This window comes from Pseudarthrobacter siccitolerans (assembly GCF_030823375.1).
Classification (GTDB): domain Bacteria; phylum Actinomycetota; class Actinomycetes; order Actinomycetales; family Micrococcaceae; genus Arthrobacter; species Arthrobacter siccitolerans_A.
In genome coordinates, this window is record NZ_JAUSXB010000001.1 from 3,290,851 (window position 1) to 3,313,790 (window position 22,940).

Annotated in this window: 27 protein-coding genes; 14 read left to right on the top strand and 13 right to left on the bottom strand. The window is 65.9% G+C overall.

What is annotated here, in order from left to right:
- Positions 1-2 precede the first annotated feature (2 nt).
- The 3 genes from QFZ36_RS15300 to QFZ36_RS15310 form a co-directional block, all read right to left on the bottom strand.
- The gene (locus QFZ36_RS15300; protein WP_306637765.1) at positions 3-1,040 is read right to left on the bottom strand and encodes a 1-phosphofructokinase family hexose kinase; all 1,038 of its coding nucleotides are present in this window, start codon (positions 1,038-1,040) and stop codon (positions 3-5) included.
- Positions 1,037-1,843, bottom strand: a complete 807-nt coding sequence (locus tag QFZ36_RS15305) for a DeoR/GlpR family DNA-binding transcription regulator (RefSeq protein WP_306637767.1) — start codon at positions 1,841-1,843, stop codon at positions 1,037-1,039. Before QFZ36_RS15305 ends, QFZ36_RS15300 begins: the two co-directional genes overlap by 4 nt.
- A gap of 286 nt (positions 1,844-2,129) precedes the next feature.
- The gene (locus QFZ36_RS15310) at positions 2,130-2,387 is read right to left on the bottom strand and encodes a DUF6458 family protein (protein WP_157239533.1); all 258 of its coding nucleotides are present in this window, start codon (positions 2,385-2,387) and stop codon (positions 2,130-2,132) included.
- 268 nt (positions 2,388-2,655) lie between these two features.
- Between QFZ36_RS15310 and QFZ36_RS15315 the strand changes: the two genes are divergently transcribed.
- The 3 genes from QFZ36_RS15315 (at position 2,656) to QFZ36_RS15325 (ending at position 6,977) form a co-directional block, all read left to right on the top strand.
- A complete protein-coding gene (locus tag QFZ36_RS15315) occupies positions 2,656-3,294 on the top strand; it encodes an alpha/beta hydrolase (RefSeq protein ID WP_306637771.1) in 639 nt (212 codons plus the stop codon).
- Between the two features lie 423 nt (positions 3,295-3,717).
- On the top strand, positions 3,718-4,467 hold the full coding sequence (locus QFZ36_RS15320; RefSeq protein WP_306637772.1) for an HAD family hydrolase: 750 nt from the start codon (positions 3,718-3,720) through the stop codon (positions 4,465-4,467).
- 143 nt (positions 4,468-4,610) lie between these two features.
- Positions 4,611-6,977: a glycoside hydrolase family 65 protein gene (locus tag QFZ36_RS15325; RefSeq protein ID WP_306637773.1), complete on the top strand. Its 2,367-nt coding sequence runs from the start codon at positions 4,611-4,613 to the stop codon at positions 6,975-6,977.
- On the opposite strand, the gene QFZ36_RS15330 is transcribed toward QFZ36_RS15325, so the two are convergent.
- Positions 6,974-8,281, bottom strand: a complete 1,308-nt coding sequence (locus QFZ36_RS15330) for an MFS transporter (RefSeq protein WP_306637774.1) — start codon at positions 8,279-8,281, stop codon at positions 6,974-6,976. The genes QFZ36_RS15325 and QFZ36_RS15330 overlap by 4 nt on opposite strands.
- Before the next feature lie 105 nt (positions 8,282-8,386).
- Here QFZ36_RS15330 and QFZ36_RS15335 point away from each other — a divergent pair, with 105 nt between their 5' ends.
- Together QFZ36_RS15335 and QFZ36_RS15340 are read left to right on the top strand one after the other, a co-directional pair.
- Positions 8,387-9,190 (top strand): hypothetical protein, encoded by an 804-nt coding sequence (locus tag QFZ36_RS15335; protein ID WP_306637775.1) that lies wholly within the window; start codon positions 8,387-8,389, stop codon positions 9,188-9,190.
- Positions 9,174-9,923, top strand: coding sequence for a LamB/YcsF family protein (locus tag QFZ36_RS15340; protein ID WP_306637776.1), 750 nt, complete (start codon positions 9,174-9,176; stop codon positions 9,921-9,923). Before QFZ36_RS15335 ends, QFZ36_RS15340 begins: the two co-directional genes overlap by 17 nt.
- Positions 9,924-9,929: 6 nt before the next feature.
- Here the strand turns inward: QFZ36_RS15340 and QFZ36_RS15345 are convergent, their stop codons facing one another.
- Complete coding sequence (locus QFZ36_RS15345; protein WP_306637777.1) at positions 9,930-11,291, bottom strand: DUF445 domain-containing protein; 1,362 nt, start codon at positions 11,289-11,291, stop codon at positions 9,930-9,932.
- A 49-nt stretch (positions 11,292-11,340) separates the two neighbouring features.
- Here QFZ36_RS15345 and QFZ36_RS15350 point away from each other — a divergent pair, with 49 nt between their 5' ends.
- From QFZ36_RS15350 to QFZ36_RS15375, 6 genes are all read left to right on the top strand, one after another.
- Positions 11,341-12,240 (top strand): glycerophosphodiester phosphodiesterase, encoded by a 900-nt coding sequence (locus QFZ36_RS15350; protein ID WP_306637778.1) that lies wholly within the window; start codon positions 11,341-11,343, stop codon positions 12,238-12,240.
- Between the two features lie 8 nt (positions 12,241-12,248).
- Positions 12,249-13,643, top strand: coding sequence for a CoA transferase (locus QFZ36_RS15355; RefSeq protein WP_306637779.1), 1,395 nt, complete (start codon positions 12,249-12,251; stop codon positions 13,641-13,643).
- 41 nt (positions 13,644-13,684) lie between these two features.
- Complete coding sequence (locus tag QFZ36_RS15360; protein ID WP_306637780.1) at positions 13,685-14,170, top strand: DoxX family protein; 486 nt, start codon at positions 13,685-13,687, stop codon at positions 14,168-14,170.
- Positions 14,167-14,964, top strand: a complete 798-nt coding sequence (locus QFZ36_RS15365) for an AzlC family ABC transporter permease (protein ID WP_306637781.1) — start codon at positions 14,167-14,169, stop codon at positions 14,962-14,964. Before QFZ36_RS15360 ends, QFZ36_RS15365 begins: the two co-directional genes overlap by 4 nt.
- The gene (locus tag QFZ36_RS15370) at positions 14,961-15,272 is read left to right on the top strand and encodes an AzlD domain-containing protein (RefSeq protein ID WP_306637782.1); all 312 of its coding nucleotides are present in this window, start codon (positions 14,961-14,963) and stop codon (positions 15,270-15,272) included. Before QFZ36_RS15365 ends, QFZ36_RS15370 begins: the two co-directional genes overlap by 4 nt.
- A gap of 96 nt (positions 15,273-15,368) precedes the next feature.
- Complete coding sequence (locus QFZ36_RS15375) at positions 15,369-15,635, top strand: hypothetical protein (protein ID WP_306637784.1); 267 nt, start codon at positions 15,369-15,371, stop codon at positions 15,633-15,635.
- Positions 15,636-15,644: 9 nt separating this feature from the next.
- Here the strand turns inward: QFZ36_RS15375 and QFZ36_RS15380 are convergent, their stop codons facing one another.
- Together QFZ36_RS15380 and QFZ36_RS15385 are read right to left on the bottom strand one after the other, a co-directional pair.
- Complete coding sequence (locus QFZ36_RS15380; RefSeq protein WP_306639238.1) at positions 15,645-15,884, bottom strand: hypothetical protein; 240 nt, start codon at positions 15,882-15,884, stop codon at positions 15,645-15,647.
- A 202-nt stretch (positions 15,885-16,086) separates the two neighbouring features.
- A complete protein-coding gene (locus tag QFZ36_RS15385; protein WP_306637786.1) occupies positions 16,087-16,716 on the bottom strand; it encodes a TetR/AcrR family transcriptional regulator in 630 nt (209 codons plus the stop codon).
- A 120-nt stretch (positions 16,717-16,836) separates the two neighbouring features.
- Between QFZ36_RS15385 and QFZ36_RS15390 the strand changes: the two genes are divergently transcribed.
- The 3 genes from QFZ36_RS15390 to QFZ36_RS15400 all read left to right on the top strand — a co-directional run bounded on the left by QFZ36_RS15390 (position 16,837) and on the right by QFZ36_RS15400 (position 18,500).
- Entirely contained in the window at positions 16,837-17,163 is a 327-nt protein-coding gene (locus QFZ36_RS15390; protein WP_306637788.1) for a thiamine-binding protein, read from the top strand.
- Between the two features lie 77 nt (positions 17,164-17,240).
- A complete protein-coding gene (locus QFZ36_RS15395; RefSeq protein WP_306637789.1) occupies positions 17,241-17,918 on the top strand; it encodes an O-methyltransferase in 678 nt (225 codons plus the stop codon).
- Positions 17,919-18,026: 108 nt separating this feature from the next.
- A complete protein-coding gene (locus tag QFZ36_RS15400) occupies positions 18,027-18,500 on the top strand; it encodes a Dps family protein (RefSeq protein WP_306639239.1) in 474 nt (157 codons plus the stop codon).
- Positions 18,501-18,639: 139 nt separating this feature from the next.
- Here the strand turns inward: QFZ36_RS15400 and QFZ36_RS15405 are convergent, their stop codons facing one another.
- The 6 genes from QFZ36_RS15405 to QFZ36_RS15430 form a co-directional block, all read right to left on the bottom strand.
- A complete protein-coding gene (locus QFZ36_RS15405) occupies positions 18,640-18,816 on the bottom strand; it encodes a CsbD family protein (protein ID WP_306637790.1) in 177 nt (58 codons plus the stop codon).
- Positions 18,817-18,917: 101 nt separating this feature from the next.
- Entirely contained in the window at positions 18,918-19,175 is a 258-nt protein-coding gene (locus QFZ36_RS15410) for a hypothetical protein (RefSeq protein ID WP_306637791.1), read from the bottom strand.
- A 373-nt stretch (positions 19,176-19,548) separates the two neighbouring features.
- Positions 19,549-20,745 (bottom strand): YihY/virulence factor BrkB family protein, encoded by a 1,197-nt coding sequence (locus QFZ36_RS15415; protein ID WP_306637792.1) that lies wholly within the window; start codon positions 20,743-20,745, stop codon positions 19,549-19,551.
- Positions 20,746-20,852: 107 nt separating this feature from the next.
- Positions 20,853-21,515 carry a DUF3618 domain-containing protein gene (locus tag QFZ36_RS15420; protein ID WP_306637793.1) on the bottom strand — a complete coding sequence of 221 codons (663 nt, stop codon included), beginning with the start codon at positions 21,513-21,515 and terminating at the stop codon, positions 20,853-20,855.
- Positions 21,512-21,943: a phage holin family protein gene (locus QFZ36_RS15425; RefSeq protein ID WP_306637794.1), complete on the bottom strand. Its 432-nt coding sequence runs from the start codon at positions 21,941-21,943 to the stop codon at positions 21,512-21,514. The genes QFZ36_RS15420 and QFZ36_RS15425 overlap by 4 nt, the downstream gene beginning before the upstream one ends.
- A complete protein-coding gene (locus QFZ36_RS15430; RefSeq protein WP_306637795.1) occupies positions 21,943-22,902 on the bottom strand; it encodes a hypothetical protein in 960 nt (319 codons plus the stop codon). Before QFZ36_RS15430 ends, QFZ36_RS15425 begins: the two co-directional genes overlap by 1 nt.
- Between the last annotated feature and the right edge of the window lie 38 nt (positions 22,903-22,940).

Here is a 22,940-nt window from a genome sequence, read left to right on the forward strand (position 1 = left end):
TGTCAATCCTTTCGAAGGGCCGTGATGGTTACGGCATCCGGGGTGGTTTGGTGGACTGCCGGGACAGTGGAGCCCGGCAGGGAGGCGGCTGCGGCACCGTGGGCCACCGCCTGACGAAGGCAATCGGCCGGGGCGGCGCCCTGGCCTTGGGCGAGCAGGTAGCCGGCCAGGGCTGAATCGCCCGCGCCGACCGTACTGACCGCGGCGACCGGCGGGTGCGTGGCCAGCCACGCGCCGTCGGCCGTTACCAGGACAGCTCCCTTGGATCCGAGAGTTGCCAGCACAGCACCCACACCGGAACGTACGACGGCGGCGGCTGCTGCTGCGGCTGCAGCCGGGTCCGCTTCCAGTTCGTCAGCGGTGGCCGGGGAGGCGAAACCGGCTGCGGCAGCCAGCTCCGCCAATTCTTCGGCATTGGGTTTGAGGAGGTCCGGTTTTCCCGAACCATTGGCTGCCCCGCTGCCGGACAACCCGCCGGCCAACCCTTCGCTGGAGAGGCCGTCGCTGGAGACGGCGGCGGCAAGGGGGGCACCGGAGGAGTCCACGGCGATCTGCGGGGCGGTGCCGTCTGCGGCGGAGCGCACCCGGCGGGCCACCGTGGCGTAGAAGTCGGCGGGGAATCCCGGGGGCAGCGAACCGGCCAGGACCACCCAGCTGGCACCGCGGGAGCTCTCAACCAGCAGCTTCATCAGGGATTCCTGCTGGTCCGCATCGAGCAGCGGGCCGGGTTCGTTGATCTTGGTGGTCACGCCGCCGGGCTCGGTGAGCGCGACGTTCGTCCGCAGCGGCTCACCGATAGGCAGGGAAACGAAGGGCACGCCGCTTTCGCGCAGGCCGGCCAGGACCGGATCGCTGTCCGCGCCCGGGAGGACGGCCAGGGACTCCAGGCCGGACGCCACCAGGGCGCGGGAGACGTTGACGCCCTTGCCGCCGGACTCCTGGCTGACGGAGACGGCCCGCTGCACTTCGCCCCGTGCAAGCGGGCCGGGGAGGGCCACGGTCCGGTCAAGGCTCGGGTTGGCGGTGAAGGTGACGATCATGCGATCACCACGTCTACGCCGGCGTCCTCAAGGGCGGCTGCAAGTTCCGGGCCGGGTTCGCTGTCTGTAATCAAGGTGTCCAGATCTTTCAGGGAGGCGAACTGGACCAGGGTTTCCGTGTCCAGCTTGGAGGAATCGGCCAGCACCACGATCCGGCGGGCCGATCGGACGAAAGCTGCCTTGACGGCGGCTTCCTCGGGGTCAGGAGTGCTCAGGCCGAACGATGCGTGGATGCCGTTGGTGCCGATGAATGCGATGTCCGGCCGCAGCCTGCTGGCCGCCTCCACCGTGGCCTGGCCTACGGCAACCTGGGTGATTCCGCGGACTCTTCCGCCGAGGACATCGAGCGCAATTCCGGGAATGTTGGAAAGCTTGCCGGCGATGGGGAGGGCGTGGGTGATGGCAACCAGTTCGGCCCGGGCTTCTGTTCCGTCGGAAGGTTCGACGGCGGTGCGCCGGGAGAGCAGGTCTGCCAGCACTTCGGTGGTGGTGCCGCCGTCAATCAGGACGCTGCCCGGGGACGTGCGGGGGATGAGGGCCAGTGCCGCCTCTGCGATGCGGACCTTCTGGTCCGGACGCTGGATGGCCCGCTCGGTGATGCTTTCTTCTGTGGTGCTGAACCTGTCCGTGGCCACCGCGCCGCCGTGCACCCGCCGGACGGTTCCGGCGACCTCGAGCGTGGCAAGGTCCCGGCGGACGGTTTCGGTAGTGATGCGGAAGCGCTCGGCCAGGTGGGTCACGGTGACCCGGCCGGTGCCGGCTACAAGCTCGGCAATCTTCTGCTGGCGCTCCTCGGCGAACACATACCCTCCGTTGCGTAAGGCTTGCTGTTAGTGACTGGCATCACATGATGTTGAGTTACTTGACTTTATCTTTGCTTCTGTTGGTTTGTCAATGGAAACCCACACGAAACAAAGTTGACGAGGTTTGCCGTCCCGGTCCGGGCGCTGCTTCTGGGAGCCTTCGGACGCCGATAAAGCCCCGCAAAACTTTGGGGGCAGCGAAAAGCCGGGCCGGACCATAGCGGTCCTGCCCGGCTTTCCTCGGGTCCACGACAGGTTTTCTGTCCTCGGGTTCCTCCGGCCCTGGCTACAGCCCGCCGTCCCTGCTTTCGTTCCTGGTGATGCGCTCGCCGGTGTTCGGATCCACGACTGACCGGGTTTCACTGATCCGCCGGCTGCGGCCCGGCGAGGCGAGGATCAGCGAGGCGATAAGGCCGATCACGCCCACGGCCATCAGGATGTAGCCGATCAGCACCTGGTCAACGAAAGGGATCAGGCCCGGAGCAACCGCCCAGGCGAGGATGGCGCCGAGTGCGATGAGGAAGATGGAAGAACCGATTCTCATGTGCTGCTCCTTGATGGTCACGGAAAGGGCCTTGTCTCGGCCCGCGACGGAATAATAAGTATGCTGTCCGTCATGCGCCACGCTACAGCCCCGAGGTGCCCTGTTCAATGGTTTTGGCCCGTCCCCGGACGTCTCAAATGGGTAACACCCTTGCGGCCAGGGGTGGGTTTTCTGCCCCTTGGCCTGGCTGTAACGGCATAGCTTTTACGGCGCGGCTTCAGCGGCACGGCTCAGGTGCCGTGGCGGCCTGGCTCGCTAGGCTGATCCGATGAAAACAGTTGTGTGGTCAAAGCCCGACGAAGAGCGGGCGGGCACTCCGTTGCTCGTGATGATGCACGGCTACGGCACCGACGAGTCCCGGATGGTCCGCCTCTTTGAGTACTTGCCGGCGGAATTCACCTGCGCGGCGCTGCGCGCGCCCATGGCGATCGGGGACCACTACGGCTGGTTCCTGCTGGACTACTTTTTGGCCAACGACTTCGCTGACGTGATCAAAGCTTCCAACGCCGTCCAGACCTGGATCAACAGCGTTAAGGGCCAGCACACCAGCGTCAGCCTGCTCGGCTATTCCCAGGGCATGGCGATGGCCAGCACCCTGCTGCGCCTGCATCCCAAGGACTACGCAGCGGTTGTGGGACTTTCCGGCTTCGTGCTCGAAAATGAGCTCCTGTCCCTCACTGAGTCCTTCGATGCGCCGCCGCCATTTTTTTGGGGACGGGACAAGGCTGACCTGGTCATCAACGAAGACGCGGTGGCTTACACGGAGGAGTGGCTGCAGGACAACACGCTCCTCACCGCCAGGACCTACCCCGGCATGGGCCACGCCATGTCCAAGACGGAAATGGTGGATGTCAGCGCCTTTCTCCGCCACTACGTGCTTCGCGCCAACCGGACCGCGGGCGCCTAGCACCTTCCGGGCGCAGGCAGCGAGACGTGCGTCACAAACAGCGCTGGCGAAAAAACAGTTGCCAGCCAAATTTGTAAGCGCTTACACTCGACTTCGGCCTCAAATGGGGCCTTGACCTGCGTGGACAAGGAGGGCGGTGTGGTGCGGATGGTTTCCGGCAACAGTTTATGGCGTGCCGTTGCTTGCTCCCGCCGCAGTGCCGGACGCACGATCAGCTTGTCCGCCAACCCGGAACAGGCCCATGATGGTAGGGATAAAAGGATCAGCAAGGCCCCCGGCGGGACAGCAACCGGGACCACGCCGCTGCGCATGTAACGCCGGCCGGCCCGCCGGCTCTGCAGATGATCCGGGCACCGAAGCCACCACACCCCAGAAGCAACGCCTTCGAGGCTGCCCGCCGTCTGAAAGGACACCGCACCACGCATGAGTGAAAATACCGCAACGGACCAAACAGTCAACAGCCTCACCGCCTGGACGGGCGCCTCGGCCGTCCTCTTTGATCTCGACGGCGTACTGACGCCCACCGCAACGGTGCATGAGCAGGCGTGGCAGGAGTTGTTCGAAGGCTACCTCTCATCCCGGCCGGATATTACGGGCTACAGCGAGAGCGATTACTTCGACCACATCGACGGCAAGCCGCGCTTTGACGGCGTCCGCGATTTTCTGGCCTCGCGCGGGATCGTCCTTCCGGAAGGTCCCACCGACGACGACCCCGCCAACACCACCGTCCAAGGTCTGGGCAACCGCAAGAACAGAATTTTCAACAACATTGTCAGCACGGGCGTGGAACCGTTCGGAGGCTCTGTCCGTTTCCTGGCAGCCGTCCTGGACCGCGGCCTGAAAGTCGCCGTCGTCTCCTCCTCACGCAACGCACCCGCCGTCCTGGAAGCAGCGGGACTCAGCCGCCACTTCCGCGTAGTGGTGGACGGTGTGGTGGCAGCCAGGGAAGGCCTGCCGGGCAAACCCAGCCCCGCCACCTACCAGTACGCAGCCCGGCTGCTGGACCTTCCCAGCGAGGAGTGCGTGGTGGTGGAGGACGCAGTCTCCGGTGTCCAGGCCGGAGAGGCAGGTTCGTTCCACTCGGTGATCGGAGTGGACCGGGGCGCCGGACGGCAAACGCTGCTGGAAGCCGGAGCAACCGTGGTGGTCAACGACCTCGACGAACTCCTCTAGCCCGCCGGGCATACAGCCGGCTTCCCCATCCCGGCGCCCGCACCCAACGAATTACTTCAGCAGACAGCAAGCAGCACCCAAGCTGCCGCGCCCGCAGGGGCCAATGACAGCTGCCCCAGCACACGCCTAAGGACCCCAATACCATGGCTCTCATCACCGCAGACCGCGAGCGGTTCCCCAACACCCCCTGGCAACTCGTCGAAACACGCCACGAGCCGGGCGCGGAAGGCGCACTGGAAACCCTTTTTGCCCTCGGCAACGGGCACCTGGGAATCCGCGGCGCCCACTGGGCGGCGGCCGACTCCGACCTGCCGGGCAGCTTCATCAACGGATTCCACGAGATCTGGGACATCAAGCACGCCGAAAACGCGTTCGGCTTTGCACGCACCGGCCAGCGAATCCTGTACATCCCGGACGCCAACAACTTCACCGTGGTCATCGACGGGGAGTCCCTCAGCCTGGCCGAATCCGAGATCCTGGATTACCGCCGCTCCGTTGACTTCGGCACCGGCGTCTACGAATGCCGCATCACCTGGCAGTGCCGCTCCGGCGCCGTCGTCACCACCACTGAGCGCCGCGCCGTCGGGTTCGCCTCCCGCGGATCCCTCGGCATTTCGCTGGACGTGGCCACGGACCGGGAGATCTCCCTGGACGTCACGTCGTCGGTGATCAACCGCCAGGACCAGCCGGTGGAGGACCACTCGGTCCATGATCCGCGCAGGGCGGGCCGCCACGCCGGACGCGTGCTGCTGCCCCTGCGCCTGGACGGCGGTGGCGGCTCGCTGCGCCTGGCCTGGGAAGCCGCGGAATCAAAGCAGCGCGTGGGCGTTGCCGTGGACCACTGGACCTCGGCAGGCCACCAGCCGTTCGATACGCTCGTGGACCAGGACGACAGCAGCGTCCGCTACGTGCTGGCAGTGAGCGCGGATGAGCCCTTCCGCCTGGAAAAGACCGTCAGCTATGCCGCCGGCCGCGCAATCCAGGACGCCTCCATTGACGCAGCTGCCGTCGCGGAAGAAGGCCTGCGGCCGGTAGCCGATATCTTCGCTGAAAGTGAAGCGCACTACCGCGAGCACTGGGCCACCGCCGATATTGTGGTGGCCGGCGGCAGGCCCGAACTCCAGCAGGCCATCCGCTGGAACCTGTTCCAGCTTGCGCAGGCAACGGCCCGCGCGGACGTGGCCGGGATCCCCGCGAAGGGCGTTACAGGCTCGGGGTACGAGGGCCACTATTTCTGGGACCAGGAGGTTTACCTCCTCCCGTACTTGACCTACACCAACCCGGTGGGCGCCCGCCAGGTCCTGGAGTTCCGCCACGCCATGCTCCCGGAAGCCAAGATCCGGGCCAAGGAACTGAGCGTGGAGGGCGCTTTGTTCCCGTGGCGCACCATCAACGGGCTCGAGGCCAGTGCCTACTACGCCGCCGGCACCGCCCAGTTCCACATCGCCGCCGCGATCGCCTTCGCCACCAACCGGTTCGTCTGGGCCACAGGCGACGTCGAGTTCCGTGACGGCATGGGGGCCGAGCTGCTGATTGAAACGGCCCGGATGTGGATTTCCCTGGGCTTCTTCGGCAAAGACGGCATGTTCCACATCCACGGCGTCACCGGCCCGGACGAATACACCGCAGTGGTCAACGACAACCTGTACACCAACGTTATGGCCCGGTTTAACCTGCGTGCCGCCGCCGCCCTGGAACACGCCGGCGTCGCCCAGGAGGAGCGGCAGTTGTGGCAGGCCGCCGCGAACCGTATGCACCTGCCGTTCGACAAGCGCATGCAGGTGTACTCGCAGGACAACGACTTCATGACCCTGGAGTCATGGGACTGGACCACGCCACGGTCCAAGTACCCGCTGCTGCTGCACTTCCACCCGCTGGTCATCTACCGCCACCAGGTCCTGAAGCAGGCGGACACCGTCCTGGCGATGTTCCTCCAGTGGCAGGATTTCACCGCCGAAGAAAAGCATCGGGCCTTCGACTTCTACGACCCGCTGACCACGGGAGACTCAACGCTTTCCGCCTGTGTGCAGGGCATCATGGCCGCCGAGGTGGGGTACCAGCGGGAAGCGCTGGAGCACTTCACCAACGCAGTGTTCATCGACCTGGACGATACGCACGGCAACACCATCGACGGCGTGCACATCGCCTCCACCGGCGGGGTGTGGAGCTCCCTGGTGTGCGGTTTCGCGGGCCTGCGGGACCAGGGTCCTGTTCCGTTCTTCGACCCCCGGCTTCCCGGCGGGTGGGAGGGACTCACCTTCCACCTCAAGATCCGTGGACGCCTGCTGCTGGTCCAGCTCGGCGCCGGCGCGATCACGCTGGCCATCCAGGACGGCGAATCGCTCGAGGTGGATGTCCGCGGCCAGCTGTTCGCGGTTGGTGCCGAACCTGTCCAGGTGCCTCTCGCACCCGTCCCGGAGCCGGAGTCCACGGTGTTCCCGAGCGGACATCCGACGGCGAGCATTCCGGTGGTGCGTGCCACTAACGACGTGCCGCGCCCGGCTGCCTAGTCTCCGCCCGCCGTCGTCCGCTCCGTCTCAGGTGAGCGGTCCAGCGGGTGGGCCAGTTCGTCCTCGGACATCCGTGCCGCCATCATGGCGATGACCGCCATGATGGGGCACACGCCCCCGGCCACCACGAAGATCAGCCAGATGGGCAGGACTTCGGCGGCGGGCCCGGCCAAGGCCATGGATACCGGCATCAGCGCGAGTGAAACAAAGAAATCCAGGCTGGACACCCGGCCCAGGAGGTGCGGCGGAACGCGCCGCTGGAGCAGGGTGCCCCAGATGACCATGCCCACACTGCCGGTGGCGCCGAAAATGAACAGTGCCGCCGCGATGGTCCAGAAGTTATCCATGATCCCGACGGCGGCGAGCGGCAGGCTGCCGGCGCCCCAGCTCACCATCATCACCGTGAGGTAGCGCCGCGGCAGCCGCAGGGAGGCAGTGAGCAGCGAGCCCAACGCGGCGCCCACGCCCATCACGGCCAGCAGGAAGCCAAACACGCTGGAGTCGCCGCCGAGCTGGTCGCGGACCACAAACGGGAGCAGCACCTCGATGGGGCCGATCAGGAACAGCACCGAGATGCACGCCCAGATCAAGGTCCAGAGCAGCCACGGGGTCCGCAGTGTATAGCTGACACCTTCGCGGAGGTCCTGGAAAAAGGATCTTGTGCCGCGCGCTGCGACGCCGCCGTCGTCCGCGCCGTCCACCGGCGCGGCCAGTCCGTGCCGGCCCAGGAAGTTCAGGATGATGAAGGCCGAAAGGTGGCACAGGGCCACCGCCGTCACGGCGTGCGAGGGCGACAGGGCAGCCACCACAACGCCCGCCACGGCAGGCCCGGCGGCCTGCTGGAGCACCGGCCGCATGGACCCCTCCATGCCGTTGGCGGCGAGAAGGTCCTCCGCAGGGAGGATCCGCGGCAGGATGGCCGAATAGGCAGGGAAGAAGAAGGCAGCGCCCACGCCGAGCACAAAGGCGCCCGCAGCAACATGCCAAAGCTGTAGCCAGCCTGCGAGGGCCAGCCCGCTGATGGCAGCGATCACCGCCAGGTTGGCTCCCTCCACGGCGATGATCAGGCGGCGCTGCGGAATCCGGTCAGCGGCGATGCCCCCGGCCAGGACAAAGGCCACCAGGCCCACGCTGCCGGCAGCGGCCACCAGGGACAGTTCCAGCGGTTCGCCGCCGAGATGGATCACCTGGTAGACCATGGCCACGGCCCACATGCCGGAGCCGAAAATGGAGATGGCCAGCGCGGAAATCAGTACCCGGTACTCACGGTGGACAAAGGGCCGCAAGGCTTTGGGAGCGGGCATAGGGTAAGTCTAGGCTTCACCCGCCGTGCCCTGGCATGGTGCTCAGCAACCTTAGTATTGAGGAAAGGCCGCAAACCACGGCCTGCGAGACCAACAGAGGTGACCATGGCCAAGCGCAGCAATCCCGCAGTACGAATCGCACACGAAACCGCCCACAACGCAGTGTTCGACGCAGACGGCAAACCCAAGCCCGGCGTCCACACTGTGCTCCTCCGCGCGGTGGAGATCCAGCGCCCGCTGGTCCTGGCGTACATCCGCCGGCTCCAGAAAAAGCACCCGGGCGCCACCGCCGCCCGGCTGGCAGACATCCTGGAACGCGATTATCTCCGTGCGGTTACCGGCGGCGGCGCCGTCGTCGGGGCAACGGCCGTGGTGCCCGGCGTCGGCACCGTGGCATCCCTGGGACTCTCAGCCGCAGCGACGGTCGGGTTCCTCGAAGCAACCGCCCTCTACGCCACCTCCCTTGCAGAGCTCCACGGCATCCGCCTCACCAACCCGGAAAAGGCCAGCACCATGGTGATGGCCCTCATGCTGGGCGAGGAGGGAACAGCCCTGCTCGGAACACTCAGCGGCCAGGCCGCCGGCAACGGCATGAACGCCACCAGGGCCTGGGGCAACGTGTTGTCCAAATCCACCGTGCCCGGCTTCGGCTCGATCCGGAACCGCATCCAGAAAGCCTTCCTCAAAAACCTCCTCAAACGGCAGGGGACTGCCCTGTTCGGCCGGGCGCTGCCGTTCGGCATCGGCGCGGTGGTGGGCGGAGCCGGTAACCTCATCATGGGGCGGGCAGTGGTGTCGAACGCCAAGGAAGCGTTTGGTCCCATGCCGGACACCATCCCCGGCGAGCTCAACGCCGCCGCACCGGAGCACCTGACGCTGGAAGGCAACAATTTTGGACCTCAACGCTGACCTCGGCGAATCATTCGGCTCGTGGACCATGGGGGACGACGCCGCCATGTTCCAGCTGGTCACGAGCGCCAACGTGGCCTGCGGGTTCCATGCCGGCGACCCCGTCACCATGCTGGACAGCTGCCGCGCTGCGTACGAGCTGGATGTAACTGTCGGGGCACACGTGGGCTACCGCGACCTCGCCGGTTTCGGCCGCCGCTCGCTGGACATGTCCTTCGACGAGTTGTTTGGCGATGTGTTGTACCAGTTGGGCGCGCTCGACGGCGTGGCGCACGCCGTGGGTGCCTCCGTGGACTACGTGAAACCGCACGGCGCGCTGTACAACCGGCTGGTCCACGACGCCGAGCAGGCCTCCGCAGTGGTGGCGGCCGTGAACTCCTACGATCCCGGCCTGCCCATCCTGGGCCTGCCCGGGTCCGAGCTGCTGAAGCAGGCGAAGGAAGCCGGGCACCCGGTCTTCATCGAAGCCTTTGTGGACCGCGCCTATCAGGCCGACGGGACATTGGTGCCGCGGTCGCAGGAAGGTGCCGTCCTGCACGACGTCGACGCGATCGTTGAGCGGGCCGTGCGCCTTGCCACCAGGGGTGAAGTCGTGGCCCTGGACGGGACCGTGGTCCAGGTGCAGCCGGACTCACTGTGCATCCACGGCGACACCCCCGGCGCAGTGGGGATGGCAGCGGCGGTCAGGGCAGGGCTTGAAGCCGCCGGTGTGGAGCTGGAAGCGTTCGCCTAGCAGCACTCACCCGAAGATCAGGTGCGCCACCGTAAAGATCGCCAGGCCGGCCAAGGAGCCCACCACGGTTCCGTTGATCCGGATGAACTGCAGGTCCTTGCCCACCTGCAGCTCGATCTTCTGGGACGTTTCCTCGGCATCCCACCGGGCCACCGTATCCGTGATGACCGCGGCGATATCGGACCGGTAGGTACGTACCAGGTAGCCAGCGGCGTCGCCGATCCAGGCGTTCACCTTCCCCGCCAGTTCGGGGTCGTTGACCAGCCGGGAGCCGAAGTCGCGGACGGCTCCCTTGAACTTGATGGTCAGGTCGCTGTCCGGATCGTCAACGGCGCCCAGCAGTGCATTCTTCACCGTGCCCCAGGTTCGGGAGGCGAGTTCACGCACTTCGGGGTCCCCCAGGACCTGTGCCTTGATGTCCTCGGCACGGGCGATCATGGCCGGATCGTGCTGCAGGTCCTGGGCGAGGTCGTTCAGGTACTTGTCGATCTGCTGCCGGACCTGGTGGTTCTGGTCGGCCTGCACAGCGCGGACAAACTTCAGGATTTCCACGTAGACCTTGTCGCCCACCAGGCCGTCTACAAATTGCGGGACCCAGGTGGGGGAGCGGTCGGACACCAGATGGGTCACGGTCTCGTGGTTATCATCCACCCAGTCCGCAGCCCGGTCCACCAGCAGGTCCACCAGCTTGTGGTGGTGGCCATCGTGGAAAATCCGCTCGGCCATCCTGCCCACGGGAGGTCCCCACGGCGGAGCCAGCAGGTGCTTACGCACCATTCCCTCGATCACTGCCTGGACGTCGTCGTCGTTCAGGACCTTGAAAGCGCCGCGGATGACGGCGGCACCCTCCTTGGCCACGCGCTCAGCGCCACCCGGCGCGGCAAGCCACTCGCCCGCGCGGCGGGCGATGTTGACGCTGGCGAGCTTGTCCTGGACCACCTCTTCCGACAGGAAATTGGTTTCCACGAACTCGCCCAGCGAGGCGCCGATCTGGTCCTTGCGCCGCGGAATGATGGCTGTGTGCGGGATCTTGATGCCCATGGGGTACTTGAACAGCGCGGTGACGGCGAACCAGTCGGCCAGCGCACCCACCATGCCGCCCTCGGCGGCAGCCCGCACGTACTGGAGCCACGGATACTCCCGCTGCAGCGCGAACGCAAAGACAAAAACAACGGCCATGGCAATCAGCAGCGCCAGCGCCACGAGCTTCATCTTCCGCAGCGCTGCCGCCTTTTCGGCGTCACCGGCAGTGAGTTGCTGGCGGACGACGGCGGCACGCGCCTTTGTGCGGTCCCTTCCGGGAGGTGCCCCGGACGTTGCCGGCCTGGCGGGTGCTTCCCGGGTAGTTGGCTCAGAGTTCCCCTGCATGTGCCAAGCCTAGTCCCGCAGTCCGGGCCGGGTCCGCTACCGTGTCTGCATGACTACTGACGAGTCACTGCCGCAGCGGCCGCTGGTCTTCGCCCACCGCGGTTCGAGCGCCGCGTTCGCCGAACACACCCGCGCAGCCTACCTGCAGGCGCTGGCGGACGGAGCCGATGGCGTGGAGTGCGACGTCCACCTGTCCCGCGACCAGCACGTCATCCTCCTGCACGACGCCAACCTGGACCGTACTTCCGATGGAACCGGGCCGGCGGCGGAGCGGACACTGCGCGAACTCCGCCGCCTGGACTTTTCCTCCTGGAAGGGTGTTCGCATCCCTGAAATGTACGGGGCGCGCTCCGAGCAGTTTCTGACCCTTCCCGAGCTGCTGGAGATCCTCCGCCATGCCGGCCGGCCCGTGAGGCTTGCTATTGAGCTGAAGCATCCCAGCCCGTACCAGCTCAAGCTGGAGGACCGCGTGCTTGAGGTCCTCCGGACCGAGGGCTGGGAGGCGGCGGACTCTTCGGTGGATAACGTCTCGGTGACCTTTATGAGCTTCAGCCCGGAGTCCGTCCGCCGGCTCCTCCGGTCCGTTCCGCCGCAGTACGTCTGCCAGTTGGTGGACGACGTGGACGTGCGGGAACTCCGCGGGGAACTGGGCCTGGGACTGATCACCGGGGGCGCGATCGCGAACGTGATGAAAGCTGCCCAGCTGGAAGGGGAGCGGATCCTGGATGCCGGCGAAGCCGGACTGGCCGGCCCCGGTGTGGACTATGTCCGCCGGCATCCTTCCACCATCCTTCGATGGCTGGAGCGGGGCCGGCGGTTCCGGGTGTGGACCGTGGACACTGAACAGGACGTGTCGCTGTGCCAGGGACTGGGCATCCACGAGATCACCACCAACGTGCCCGCCCGCGTGTTGGGGCAGCTGCACATGGCGTCGCCGCAAGGAAGGTAGGGAGGCAGATGGCCGGGGAAGCTGCCGGCGCCGTTCCTCCGCTGTACCGCTGCCTGGAGCCGGTGTTCACCGACGCGGGGCTGGTGATGGGTGAGGCGGCCGCTTCCTGGTCCGGTCCCCGGCGGTGGTGGCGCGGTGCGCTGGACGTAGAAGGCCTGGCACTCGGTTCCGTGGGGGCTGCGGCCGCAGCTTTGAACTTCCTGACAGGAAGGCGGGGCCGGTTCGGCACCACTGCTGCCCTGGCCGCGGCCGCCTTCGACTCCTACGGCCACCTGCGCATTGACGGGCGTAAGATCCAGGGCTTCGCCCCGCTGTCCGGCTTCCGGCGTACCCGTGACGGTTGGATCCGGCTCCATGCCAACTACCCGCACCATGTGCAGCGGCTGATGCAGGCGCTGGACGCCACTACGGCAGACGGGGTGGCTGCAGCCCTCGCCGCCATGTCCTCGCTCGAAGCAGAAGCCGCGATCCAGGCCCGGGGAGGAATCGCCGCCGCCGTTCGAAGCCGGCAGGAGTGGCTCAACTCAGGCATGGGCAGCGCTGCCCGTACGGGGCCTTGGATCGACCTGCGCCTTGCCGGCAGTGGAAGTGCCGGGCCAAAGCCCAGGCACTTGCCCGGGGACGACCCATTCCGCCCCCTGGCCGGAGTGCGGGTGCTGGACTTGACCCGCGTCATTGCCGGACCCGTATCCACCCGGTTGCTGGGGTCGCTTGGCGCCGACGTCCTGCGGCTTGATCCGCCGGGCCTTCCCGAAATTACCGATCAGTTCGTGGACACAGGGTTTGGCAAGAGAAGCGCAGAGGCGGACCTGGCAACGCCCGGGAACCGGCACCTGCTGGAACAGTTGCTGGCCACCGCCGATGTTGTCATCACGGGGTACCGCCGCGGCTCCCTGAACCGCTTCGGGCTGGAACCGGAAATGCTGCTGGCAGTCCGGCCGGAGTTGGTGGTGGTCACGCTGGACAGCTGGGGAATCGCGGGGCCCTGGAGTGGCCTGCGCGGCTTCGACAGCATTGTCCAGGCGGCAACCGGAATCGCCGAACTTTACGGGGCAGGGAACCACGACGGCGAGTGGCAGCCGGGTGCGCTGCCTGTCCAGGCCCTGGACCATGCCACCGGGTATGGCGTGGCAGCGGCAGCGATCGCCCTGCTCGCCAGGCGCCGGCACAAGGGGCTTGGCGGATCGGCACGGCTGTCCTTGGCCCGCACCGCCGAGGAGCTTTTCGCATTGCCCGAACCCGGGCTGCCCCGACCCGAGCTACCCGCACCCGAACTGTGCACCATGGCCAGCACCTACGGGGAGCTGCGCTACGCGGGGCCGCCCCTCCTGGTGGACGGACAGCCGCTGGACTACCCCGGCCCGCCAGCAGCCTACGGAAGTTCCGCGCTCGCCTGGGCCTGACCGGTTTTAGGGCCCTGCCGCGCTTGTGATTGAGTGGAGGCATGCTTTTTCCCCGGTCCGGCCAGGCCCCCCAGAGCCTTTCCGCTGCGGCCATGAGTGCCCTCCTGCTGGCCAGCGCCATGAAACACTTCCGCGAGCCCCGGTTCTACCGCCAGGTGGTGCCGGACTACCTCTGCCTGGAGGACAGGGAAAGCGGTACGGAACCGCACCGTCATGGGCCGCTCGCGGTGATGACACGGGAGGAATGGATTGCCGTGAGTGGACTGCTGGAACTGGCGGCCGCCGTCGTAATCCTTGTCCCGCCGGCGCGCAAGGCAACGGCCACCGCCCTCACCGCCATGTTCGCCGTCTTCCTGGCCGGGCACGTCGACGCCCTCCGGCGGGCCTACAGCCCCGAAGGGACTCCCGCCGAGCGCACGGTGCACACGCTGCGGCTTCCGCTTCAGGTGCCGCTCATCCTGTGGGCCTGGAGCCTTCGAAAGCCTGCGCTGCGTCCCGGCAAGCCTGCGCCGGGAGCCTGGACGTGAAGCTCCTGCAGTCGCCTGCCGTTCGCGTGGGGCTTTCCATCAGTGTTGCCACCGGGCTGTACGGGGTCTCCTTCGGCGCCTTGTCCGTCACGTCCGGCCTGGACTTTTGGCAGACCATGGCACTGAGCCTGCTGCTGTTCAGCGGCGGGTCGCAATTTGCGTTCATCGGCGTGGTGGGTGGAGGCGGCTCAGGCATCGCAGCGATGAGCGCGGCCACGCTGCTGGGCATGCGCAACGGAATCTACGGCATGCAGCTCAACGCGCTCCTGCACCCCACCGGATGGCGCAAATACGTTGCTGCGCAGGTGACCATCGACGAGTCCACCGCCACCAGCACCGGGCAGACCGATCCCGCTGAACAGCACCGCGGCTTTTGGGCAGCGGGCCTTGGCATCTACGTGCTCTGGAATCTGTTCACTGCGGTGGGGGCGCTTGCCGGCAGCGGGCTGGGCGACCCGAAGCAATGGGGGCTTGACGGGGCGGCAGTGGCTGCTTTCCTGGCACTGCTCTGGCCCCGGCTCAAGGGCCGCGAACCGATCGCCATCGCGGTGGTTTGCGCGGTAGCCACGGTGGTGGCGGTGCCGTTCGTTCCGGCCGGCGTGCCGATCCTGGTGGCAGCCGTGGTGGCGGCGCTGATCGGCTGGTACAGCCACGGGCGCAGCGACGAGGGCCTGGAGCCGGATGTGGAGCCTTACCGGGAGCACCACCACCGCGGCGCGGATCACCGGCAAGCTGAAGGCCGGCAAGCGGAAGGCCGGGAGCGCGGCCAGGGCGTATCCGGAGTGGACACATGAGCCTCTGGATCTGGCTGCTCATTGCGTGCGCCTTGGCCTATGCCTGGAAGCTGATGGGGTACTTTGTCCCGGCCAAGCTTCTCGAGAACCCGCGGATGTCGAGGGTGGCAGGAACCATGACCATCGGGTTGCTGGCTTCCCTCACCTTGGTGAACGCCGTGGCGTCCGGGCAGTCACTTGCTGCGGACGCCCGCCTCGGCGCGCTCGCGGCGGCAGCGATCGCACTCGCGGTGCGGGCGCCGTTCCTGCTGGTGGTGGTGGTGGGTGCGGGAACTGCTGCCGTGCTCCGGATGCTCGGCTGGAACTGAGCCGGTACCGGGAACGTGACATCAGTCACTACCGTTGGGAGCGGCCAGTTGTAGGATGAAAGCGGCTATGCAGTTGGCCGCGAATGATTCCTATGAATGGCGACGATGGACAATCAACTGCATGCGGCCGGGGAAAGAGCCGGGCGGCCCCACTTCCACAAGAATGGCCGTCGCCGCGCAGGGCTTCCAGCCAAACGATTCTTTAAGCGTTTTGCGGGCTTGTCCGATGTTCCTGCCGAAGATCTTGAGGCGCTGTCAGAAAGCCTGCAAAGGGCAATGGACCTTGATCCTGCATCCCAGGTTCTGGCGCTGCGGGCCTTGGTGCGTGAAGAGCTCCGGGCCAGGGGCGCGGGCAGCAGCTAAGCCGGCCAGTCACGCTACTCCGTGCGCAGCGCCTTCGCTCGAATTTGAACCGACCGGATCGGATCGGCGCGCGCTTTCTTCAACGGCCATCTCATACCAGGCCTGCGCGCCGTATTCCGGTTCGGGAGTATCCAGGTTCTGGAAAAGGGCATCCAGCAGTTTTGCCAGTTCCTCCGCCGGCAGGGTGGGAAGAACTTCCTCTGGACCGCGCGGATCGGTGATGTAGTGCAGAAGCCTGGAACTGTTCATCACGATGCGGCCATCGGCCGGAGGTGCACGAACTGGGGCATGGATGGCTCCTTCTCGAACGAACAGAGAGGCTGGCTGCGTAACCCACTTGAAGTGTATTGCACCGACCCGGCGCCCACAATGGGGGAATCTGCCGCCCAAATCACGCTGCCCGGGCTCGTTTGAGCTGCCTGTCCGGAGTTATTTCCCAGGTGCAGGCCTGTCAGGGGAGCGGCGGCAGGGGAGCAGCAGGCACCGGCACATGGGCAGGGAGCGGGCGGCTGGGCCTGACAGTCCTGATGGCGTCCTCCACGAGGGCCAGGGGCCTGCGCCACGCATCGGATCCCGGTTCCATGGTGTCCACAACTCCAATGAGCATCGCCAGCAGCCGGAACATGTCCGTCATGGAGATGTCCTCGCGCAGGCTTCCCTGGCCTTGCCCGCGCACCAGCAGCACGCTGATCGATTCCATCAGTGAGCCCGTAATGCCGGTCAGCAGTTCCCTGCGGCCGGCAACGGCCCCGAGGAGGTTTGCGTCGTCGCTGGCGGCAGCCATCAGGGCTTCCAGGACCCGCAGCAGCCCCGCGGCGGCGTCGATATCTGCCAGGGCGCCGTCCACCACAGGATCAACGCTGAGCCGGAGCTGCCGGTTGAGGGCTGCAAGGACCAGCTCCTCCTTGTCCGAAAAGTTCCGGAACAGCGTGGCGGGCCCCACCCCTGCCGTTGCTGCGATGGTCTGGAGGGGAACATCCGGGCCGAACTCGCGGAAGCATTGGCGCGCCGCCGTGATGATCTTGTCCACGTTCCGCGCTGCGTCGGCGCGGAGGGGCTTGCGGGCGACTGCGAGGCTCATGCCAAAAGGTTAGCAACGGAGGTCCTGCCGTTCACCGTTACTGGAGGGTAGGGGGTTTTGTGACGGCGGCAGCGGTACGTTCCGCCTGCGTCCGCTCCTCCGCCATGGGACACTGGCCCTATGCTGCTTGCCTTTTCCGTTGCCCCCTCCGGTACCCCCGCTGAAGGTTCCCGGCCCGTGGACGCGTCCGTTCACGACGCCGTCGCCGCCGCGGTGAAAATCGTCAGGGATTCAGGCCTGCCCAACACAACAGACTCAATGTTCACCACCATTGAGGGTGAATGGGATGAAGTTTTCGACGTCGTGAAGCGGGCAACGGAGGCGGTGGGCCGCTACGGCAGCCGCGTATCCCTGGTCATCAAGGCCGACATCAGGCCCGGGTATTCAGGTGAGTTGACGGCCAAGGTGGACCGGCTGGAAGAAGCACTCGCCCAGGACGCTTCTTAAGGCTCGTGCCCGTTGGCACCGGCTCCCCGCTGTCTAAATCTCTGGACCCGCGGGGAGCCCCGTGCCAGACTGTGCCCATGTTCGAGCACAAGCCCCGGCCGGAGTGGATCGCCACCGAAAAGTTCCTGTCCGACGTCGTGGTCCATCCTGATCCGGCCCTGCTCCAGGCGGTGCAGTCCGCCGCTGAGGCCGGCATGCCGCCCATCGAGGTGGCGCCCAACGCAGGCAAACTCCTGAAGCTCCTGGTGCAGCTGTCCGGCGCCCGCAGGGTTTTGGAGATAGGCACGCTGGCGGGCTTCAGCACCATCTGGATGGGGCAGGGGCTGCCCGACGACGGCACGCTGGTGACGTGCGAATTCCTCCCTAAGCACGCTGAAGTAGCGTGGGCAAATATTGACTTCGCCGGGCTGGGACAGAAGGTGGAGATCCGGCTGGGACCTGCCCTGGACACGCTCGCCGCGCTGGCCGAGGAGGACCGGGACCCCTTCGACTTCATCTTCATTGACGCCGACAAGGAGAACAACAGCCACTACCTGGACTGGGCGGTGCGGCTCGGCCGGCCGGGCAGCACGGTGGTGCTGGACAACACCATCTGGGAGGGCGCGGTCCTGGACCCTGGCATGGATCCTGTTAACGCACCGGGGATCCTCGATGCCCTTAAGCTGCTGGGCGGGCACCCCCGTCTCGACGCCACCGTTATTCAGACCGTGGGCTCCAAAGGCTGGGACGGATTCGCGCTGGCGCGGATAAAGTAGGACGCTCCCCGGCATCCAAATGTCCGGGCCTCCATTAACTGCTAAGTATGCTTATAGTAATTGCCCGGTTGATCGGCAGCCGGATACGCAGCTTAGTGGAGGAAAATGATGAAAGCATCGCCCACCCTTGCCAGTAACCTGCAAATGGTGCTCACTGACCTCATTGAGTTGCACCTGCAGGGAAAGCAGGCCCACTGGAACCTTGTGGGCACCAACTTCCGCGACCTTCACCTGCAGCTGGACGAAATTATTGCCGCTGCCCGGCTGTTTGCCGATCAGGCAGCCGAACGAATGAGGGCCCTTCACGCCCTGCCGGACGGCCGCAGCAGCACTGTCTCTTCCGGCAGCCGACTGGAGGAATTCCCACAGGGGCTGACCAGCACGAAGGACACCGTCAAGCTGATCACCGGGCGGCTGGAGCGGACTGTCCAGACCATGAGGGATGTCCACGACGAAGTGGATGAGGAAGATCCCACCAGCGCTGACCTGCTGCATGCTGCCATCGAGCGCCTGGAACAGCTGGCCTGGATGGTCAATGCCGAAACCATGGCTGCCACGGCTTCGGTTACCGAACCCGCCTAGCGGATTTTCGCTTAAGCGGGCGGGGAATTGAAGCCGGCCGTTCACTCGAAGCCGGCAGCGGACTGGAGCGGTGAGGACAAAAAGGGGGCTGCTGCGGAATTCGCAGCAGCCCCTTTTCCAAAGCCGGATTATCGGGGACCTAATCCTTCTTGAAAGCGTCCTTGATTTTTTCGCCGGCCTGCTTCAAATCGGCCTTGGACTGGTCCATTTGACCTTCAGCGCGCAGGCTTTCGTCGCCCTTGGCCGCACCTGCAGTTTCTTTGGCTTTGCCGCCCATCTTTTCCGCGGCATTATCGATCTTGTCATCCAAACCCATGGTGATTCTCCCTTCGGCTGGTGGCCGGCGGACGATAATGCGCCGGTCATGCCTTTATGCTAACCAGCCAAAGGCGCCTTCAACAGGGTATGGAAAAGAACTCAGACCAGATCGGGCGCGCTGGCCACGATGTAGTCGGCGGCGGCGGGACCCGTCATGGACAAGTTGTTGCTGTCCGGATTGATCCCCTGGGCCTGCAGTGCCTCCCACAAGGCTTCCGGGGCCTGCAGTTGCTCTTTCCCGAGCAGGCACCAACTGGTGTAAAGCCCATAGAGCTCGTCACGGCGGAGGCCCAGCCCGGGCTCCCTGTCCGCGACGACGGCTTCAGCAATAAATTGTTCAAAATGGGTGGCAGGCATGTTCGCTCATTCGGGCTCGACCGTGTTGCCGCCGTATCTGCTTCAGCGGCCCTGCGCGGCCCCGGGGGGTGCCGAGCAGAGTACACATGAAACTATGGCAGGGTGGCTCACTTTGTCCAGTCGCGCGTCTATTCCCGGGATCGCGTCTATTCCCGGAATCGAGGGGGCCGACGGCGACTGGGGGGACTGGCCTCGGTCTCAGAAGAGGCCATCTCACCGCCGGCCCCGCCTTGTCCCCGGACCACCTTGTTGACCCGGGAAACTTCAACAGAACCTCTACAACAATTTTCCCCCATCTTGAAGGTCCTGCCTAGCCCCCGGGAACGACGCCCCGCGCCCGCCGTCCGTCGCTTGCATGAGGGCCGGCTGCCGCCTATTCCCTGCCGGTGCTGCGCCCACGGAGCTTGTCCCGGACCCTGTCCCGGTGCCGCTCTGCGGACTGGCCGGAACGCTGGCTTCTGTCTGCACTCTCGCTGGCATCTTCGTTCCGGCCGTTCTCTGCGCCGTTCTCTGCGCTGTACTTTTCGCGCAGTTCGCGCCCGTGCCGGATGTCCTCCTCCTCCTGCTTCTGAAGCTTCTCGCTCTTCTTGGTGTCCCGCGGCGGCAGCTGGATGGTTTCCTCTGCCTCGATGCCTGCCTGAAGCTGGCGGCCACGCTCCATTTCGGCGTCAAACTCGGCACCGAAGAGCAGGGACATGTTCAGGATCCACAGCCACAGCAGCATCACGATCACGCCGCCCAGGGCGCCGTAGGTCTTGTTGTAGTTTCCGAAGTTGCCTACGTAGAAACCAAAGGCAAGTGACGCGATCAGGAAGGCGAACAGCGCGATGCCCGAACCTATGCTCATCCACTTGAATTTGGGCTGCTTGACGTTGGGCGTGGCGTAGTAGAGCACGGCAATGATCACGATGATAAGCACCACCATCACAGGCCATTTGGCGATGTCCCAGATGCTGAGGAAAACACCGCTCAGTCCGATCAGGCCGCCTACCGCCTCGGCCACCGGGCCGCTGAGGACCAGCATGCCGGCAAGGATGGCGACGACGACAACGGCAAAGAGGGTAACCACCAGCATGGTGCCGCGCAGCTTGATAAACGGACGTCCCTCGTCCACTTCGTAGACACGGTTCATGGCCCGGCCGAAGGCCCCGACATAGCCGGAGGCGGACCAGAGGGCAGTGGCGAGACCGAGCACCAGCGTGAGCCCCGCAGCGGGTGCGTTGGCGAGATCCGAGACAACGCCGCCAACGGTATCGACGGTCTCAGCCGGGACAAATCCTTGCACAATCTGCAGCAGGGCATCCGTCGTTTTCTGCGGGTCCCCGAAGAGTCCGATCAGTGAAACCAGCGCCAATATGGCCGGGAACAGGGACAACACCCCATAGTAGGTGAGGGCCGCCGCGAGGTCCGGGCACTGATCCTTGCTGAACTCGCGCAGGGTCTTCTTGAGGATGTATATCCAGGACGGTTTGTCCACGTCCCTGGGGCCGTCCGGTTTCCGGCTGTCGTTCGGGTCCGGCGCCTGGCCTGCTTTGGCGGTGCTGGTTTCGGAAGAATCCTGAGTGGCCATGGGTTGTCCTCTCGCTAAGGGTGCAAAAACTGAGAGGCCGGCTCCGCGGGATGGCGGGGCCGGCCTGTCAGGGTGATGCTCATGCCTTGGGGTGCCGCGGTGGATGCTTACGTGTTTTGGACGTGGTCTTTGGCGTCGGTGGCGCGGTCTTTGACGTCGGTGGCGGCGTGCTGGCCTTCGGCTTTGACGTTCTGGACGCCGTCGGTAGCGGTGGCTTTGACGTTTTCCATGGCTTCCTGGGCTGGTTCCTTGAGGTCCTGGACCATGTCCTTGGCGGCGTCGGTGACCTGGGTGGCCAGGGGTTCGGCGGCGGTCTTGAGCTGCTGGGCTGCCTCGCGTTCCTTCTGGCTTGGCGGGATCAGGGACGAGACGAGCATCCCGGCGCCGAACGCGATCAGGCCGGCGGCCAGGGGGTTGCCCTGGGTTTTGGTTTTGACCTGGTCCGGGGTGTGCGAGATGGCTGTGCCGGCGTCACTGAGTTTGGCGCCGACGTTGTCTTTGGCGTCGTGCAGGGTGTCTCCGGTGCTGTGCAGGGCGCCGCTGGCGTGGCCGGTGCCCGAATGCATCCGGTCCTGGACGGTACTGCTGGCTGAGTCTGCTGCTCCCATGATCCTCTCCTTGACTCCGGTGACGGCGTCTTTGACTTTGTCGGTCTGGCGGTGGACGACGTTGGAGGGGGTGACTTTGTCGGCGACCGCGTCCACGTCGGTGCCCAGGCGGGCACGGGTGGCTTCTATGTCGGCACGGATTGCGTCCGGGTTATCGCTCATCGGTTTACCTCACCTGGTTTTAGGGTTGGGGGAATTTCGGAGAGTGTTTCTCCCGTTTGGGGCATGCCCTGGATCTGTTTGAGTTCCTTGCGCCCCATCGAGGCCAGGATGGCGGCGATGATCGCCCAGATGACGGCGACGATCACGGCGGCCCAGCCCAGCGGCATCAGGGCGCCCAGGGCGAACATCAGGGCCAGGGAGAGGAAGACCAAGACGAAGTGCCCGGCCACGCCGGCTCCGGCGAGCATCCCGCCGCCTTTGCCGGCCTTGGTGGCGGACTGTTTCAGTTCGGCCTTGGCCAGTTCCACTTCCTGGCGCATCAGGGTGGACAAATCCCGGGTCACATCACCCAGCAGTTCACCCAGCGATGCGTTGTCCGCCTTCACATGCGCCGCACCCGGGGCAGGCTCCGGAACAGAACTACTCATCAGAGCCCGCCTGACTGCCCGCCGGCCCGGCGGTCCCGGGCGAGGGGATCGTCATCCAGCGGATCAGCGGCAAGCCGGGGGTCACCAAGGGGGTCCTCGGCCGCACGGTTACCGGACCACGGTTCTTCTTCCACGAGGTCAGGACTGCCCAGGGGGCTGGCGGTGGCTGAAGGGTACAGGGTGCCGGAAGCCCCGTCGTCATAACCAGCCGTAGTGGTGCCAGGGGCGGGAAGCTGGACCGGCGGGGGCGGAACCGTCCCGCCGGCCGGAGCATAGCCCTCGCTGTACTGGTCGCCGTAGGGGCTGGAGTACTGGCCTGAGAGCCCCCTGCTGCCGGTGCCGGCCTGGCTTTCGGTTGCGCCGGCGGTGAGCCCGCGGGTGAGGCGGCCCGCCAGGACGCCCGCGCCCGCAGCGAGCAGGAGGAAAGTGCCCGGGCGGTTCCGGGCGAACCTCTGGACTTCGCCGAGCAGATCTCCGGGCTGCCTGTTCTCCAGCCAGGAAGCAACGGCCTCGCTGCGCTGGGCAGCCTGCCGGATCAGGTCACTGGCCATGCCCTGCTGATCGGGGGCATCAGCCATGCTCTGCAACTGGCTGGACATGGTACGGATGCCTTCGGCTGCCTTCTGCTGCTGCGTGCCGGCCTGGCTGGTCAGTCCCGACTTTGCCTGTGCCAGCAGGTCCTGCGCGCTGTACTTCGCCTCTGCGGCGACGTTGGCAACTTCTTCCTTAGCCGTTTGGGCCACGTTTTGCGCGGAGCCTGCGGCAGTCCGCGCCACATCTGCTGCTTCTTCCTTCGCTGCTTCCTTGCGGGACGTCCCGGAGGTGTCACCGGCGGGTGCCTCGCCGTATTGGGGAGTGGCAGCGGACGGGAAGGTGGCCGCGCTTCGCTCGTCCGGAATTCCTGTGGAGGCCGGCGGAGCCGTGTAAGCGGGATCCTCGGGCCATTGGTTCTCTGTCATCTTCGCTCTCTCTTTCCAAGAAGGCCGGTTGTTGATCA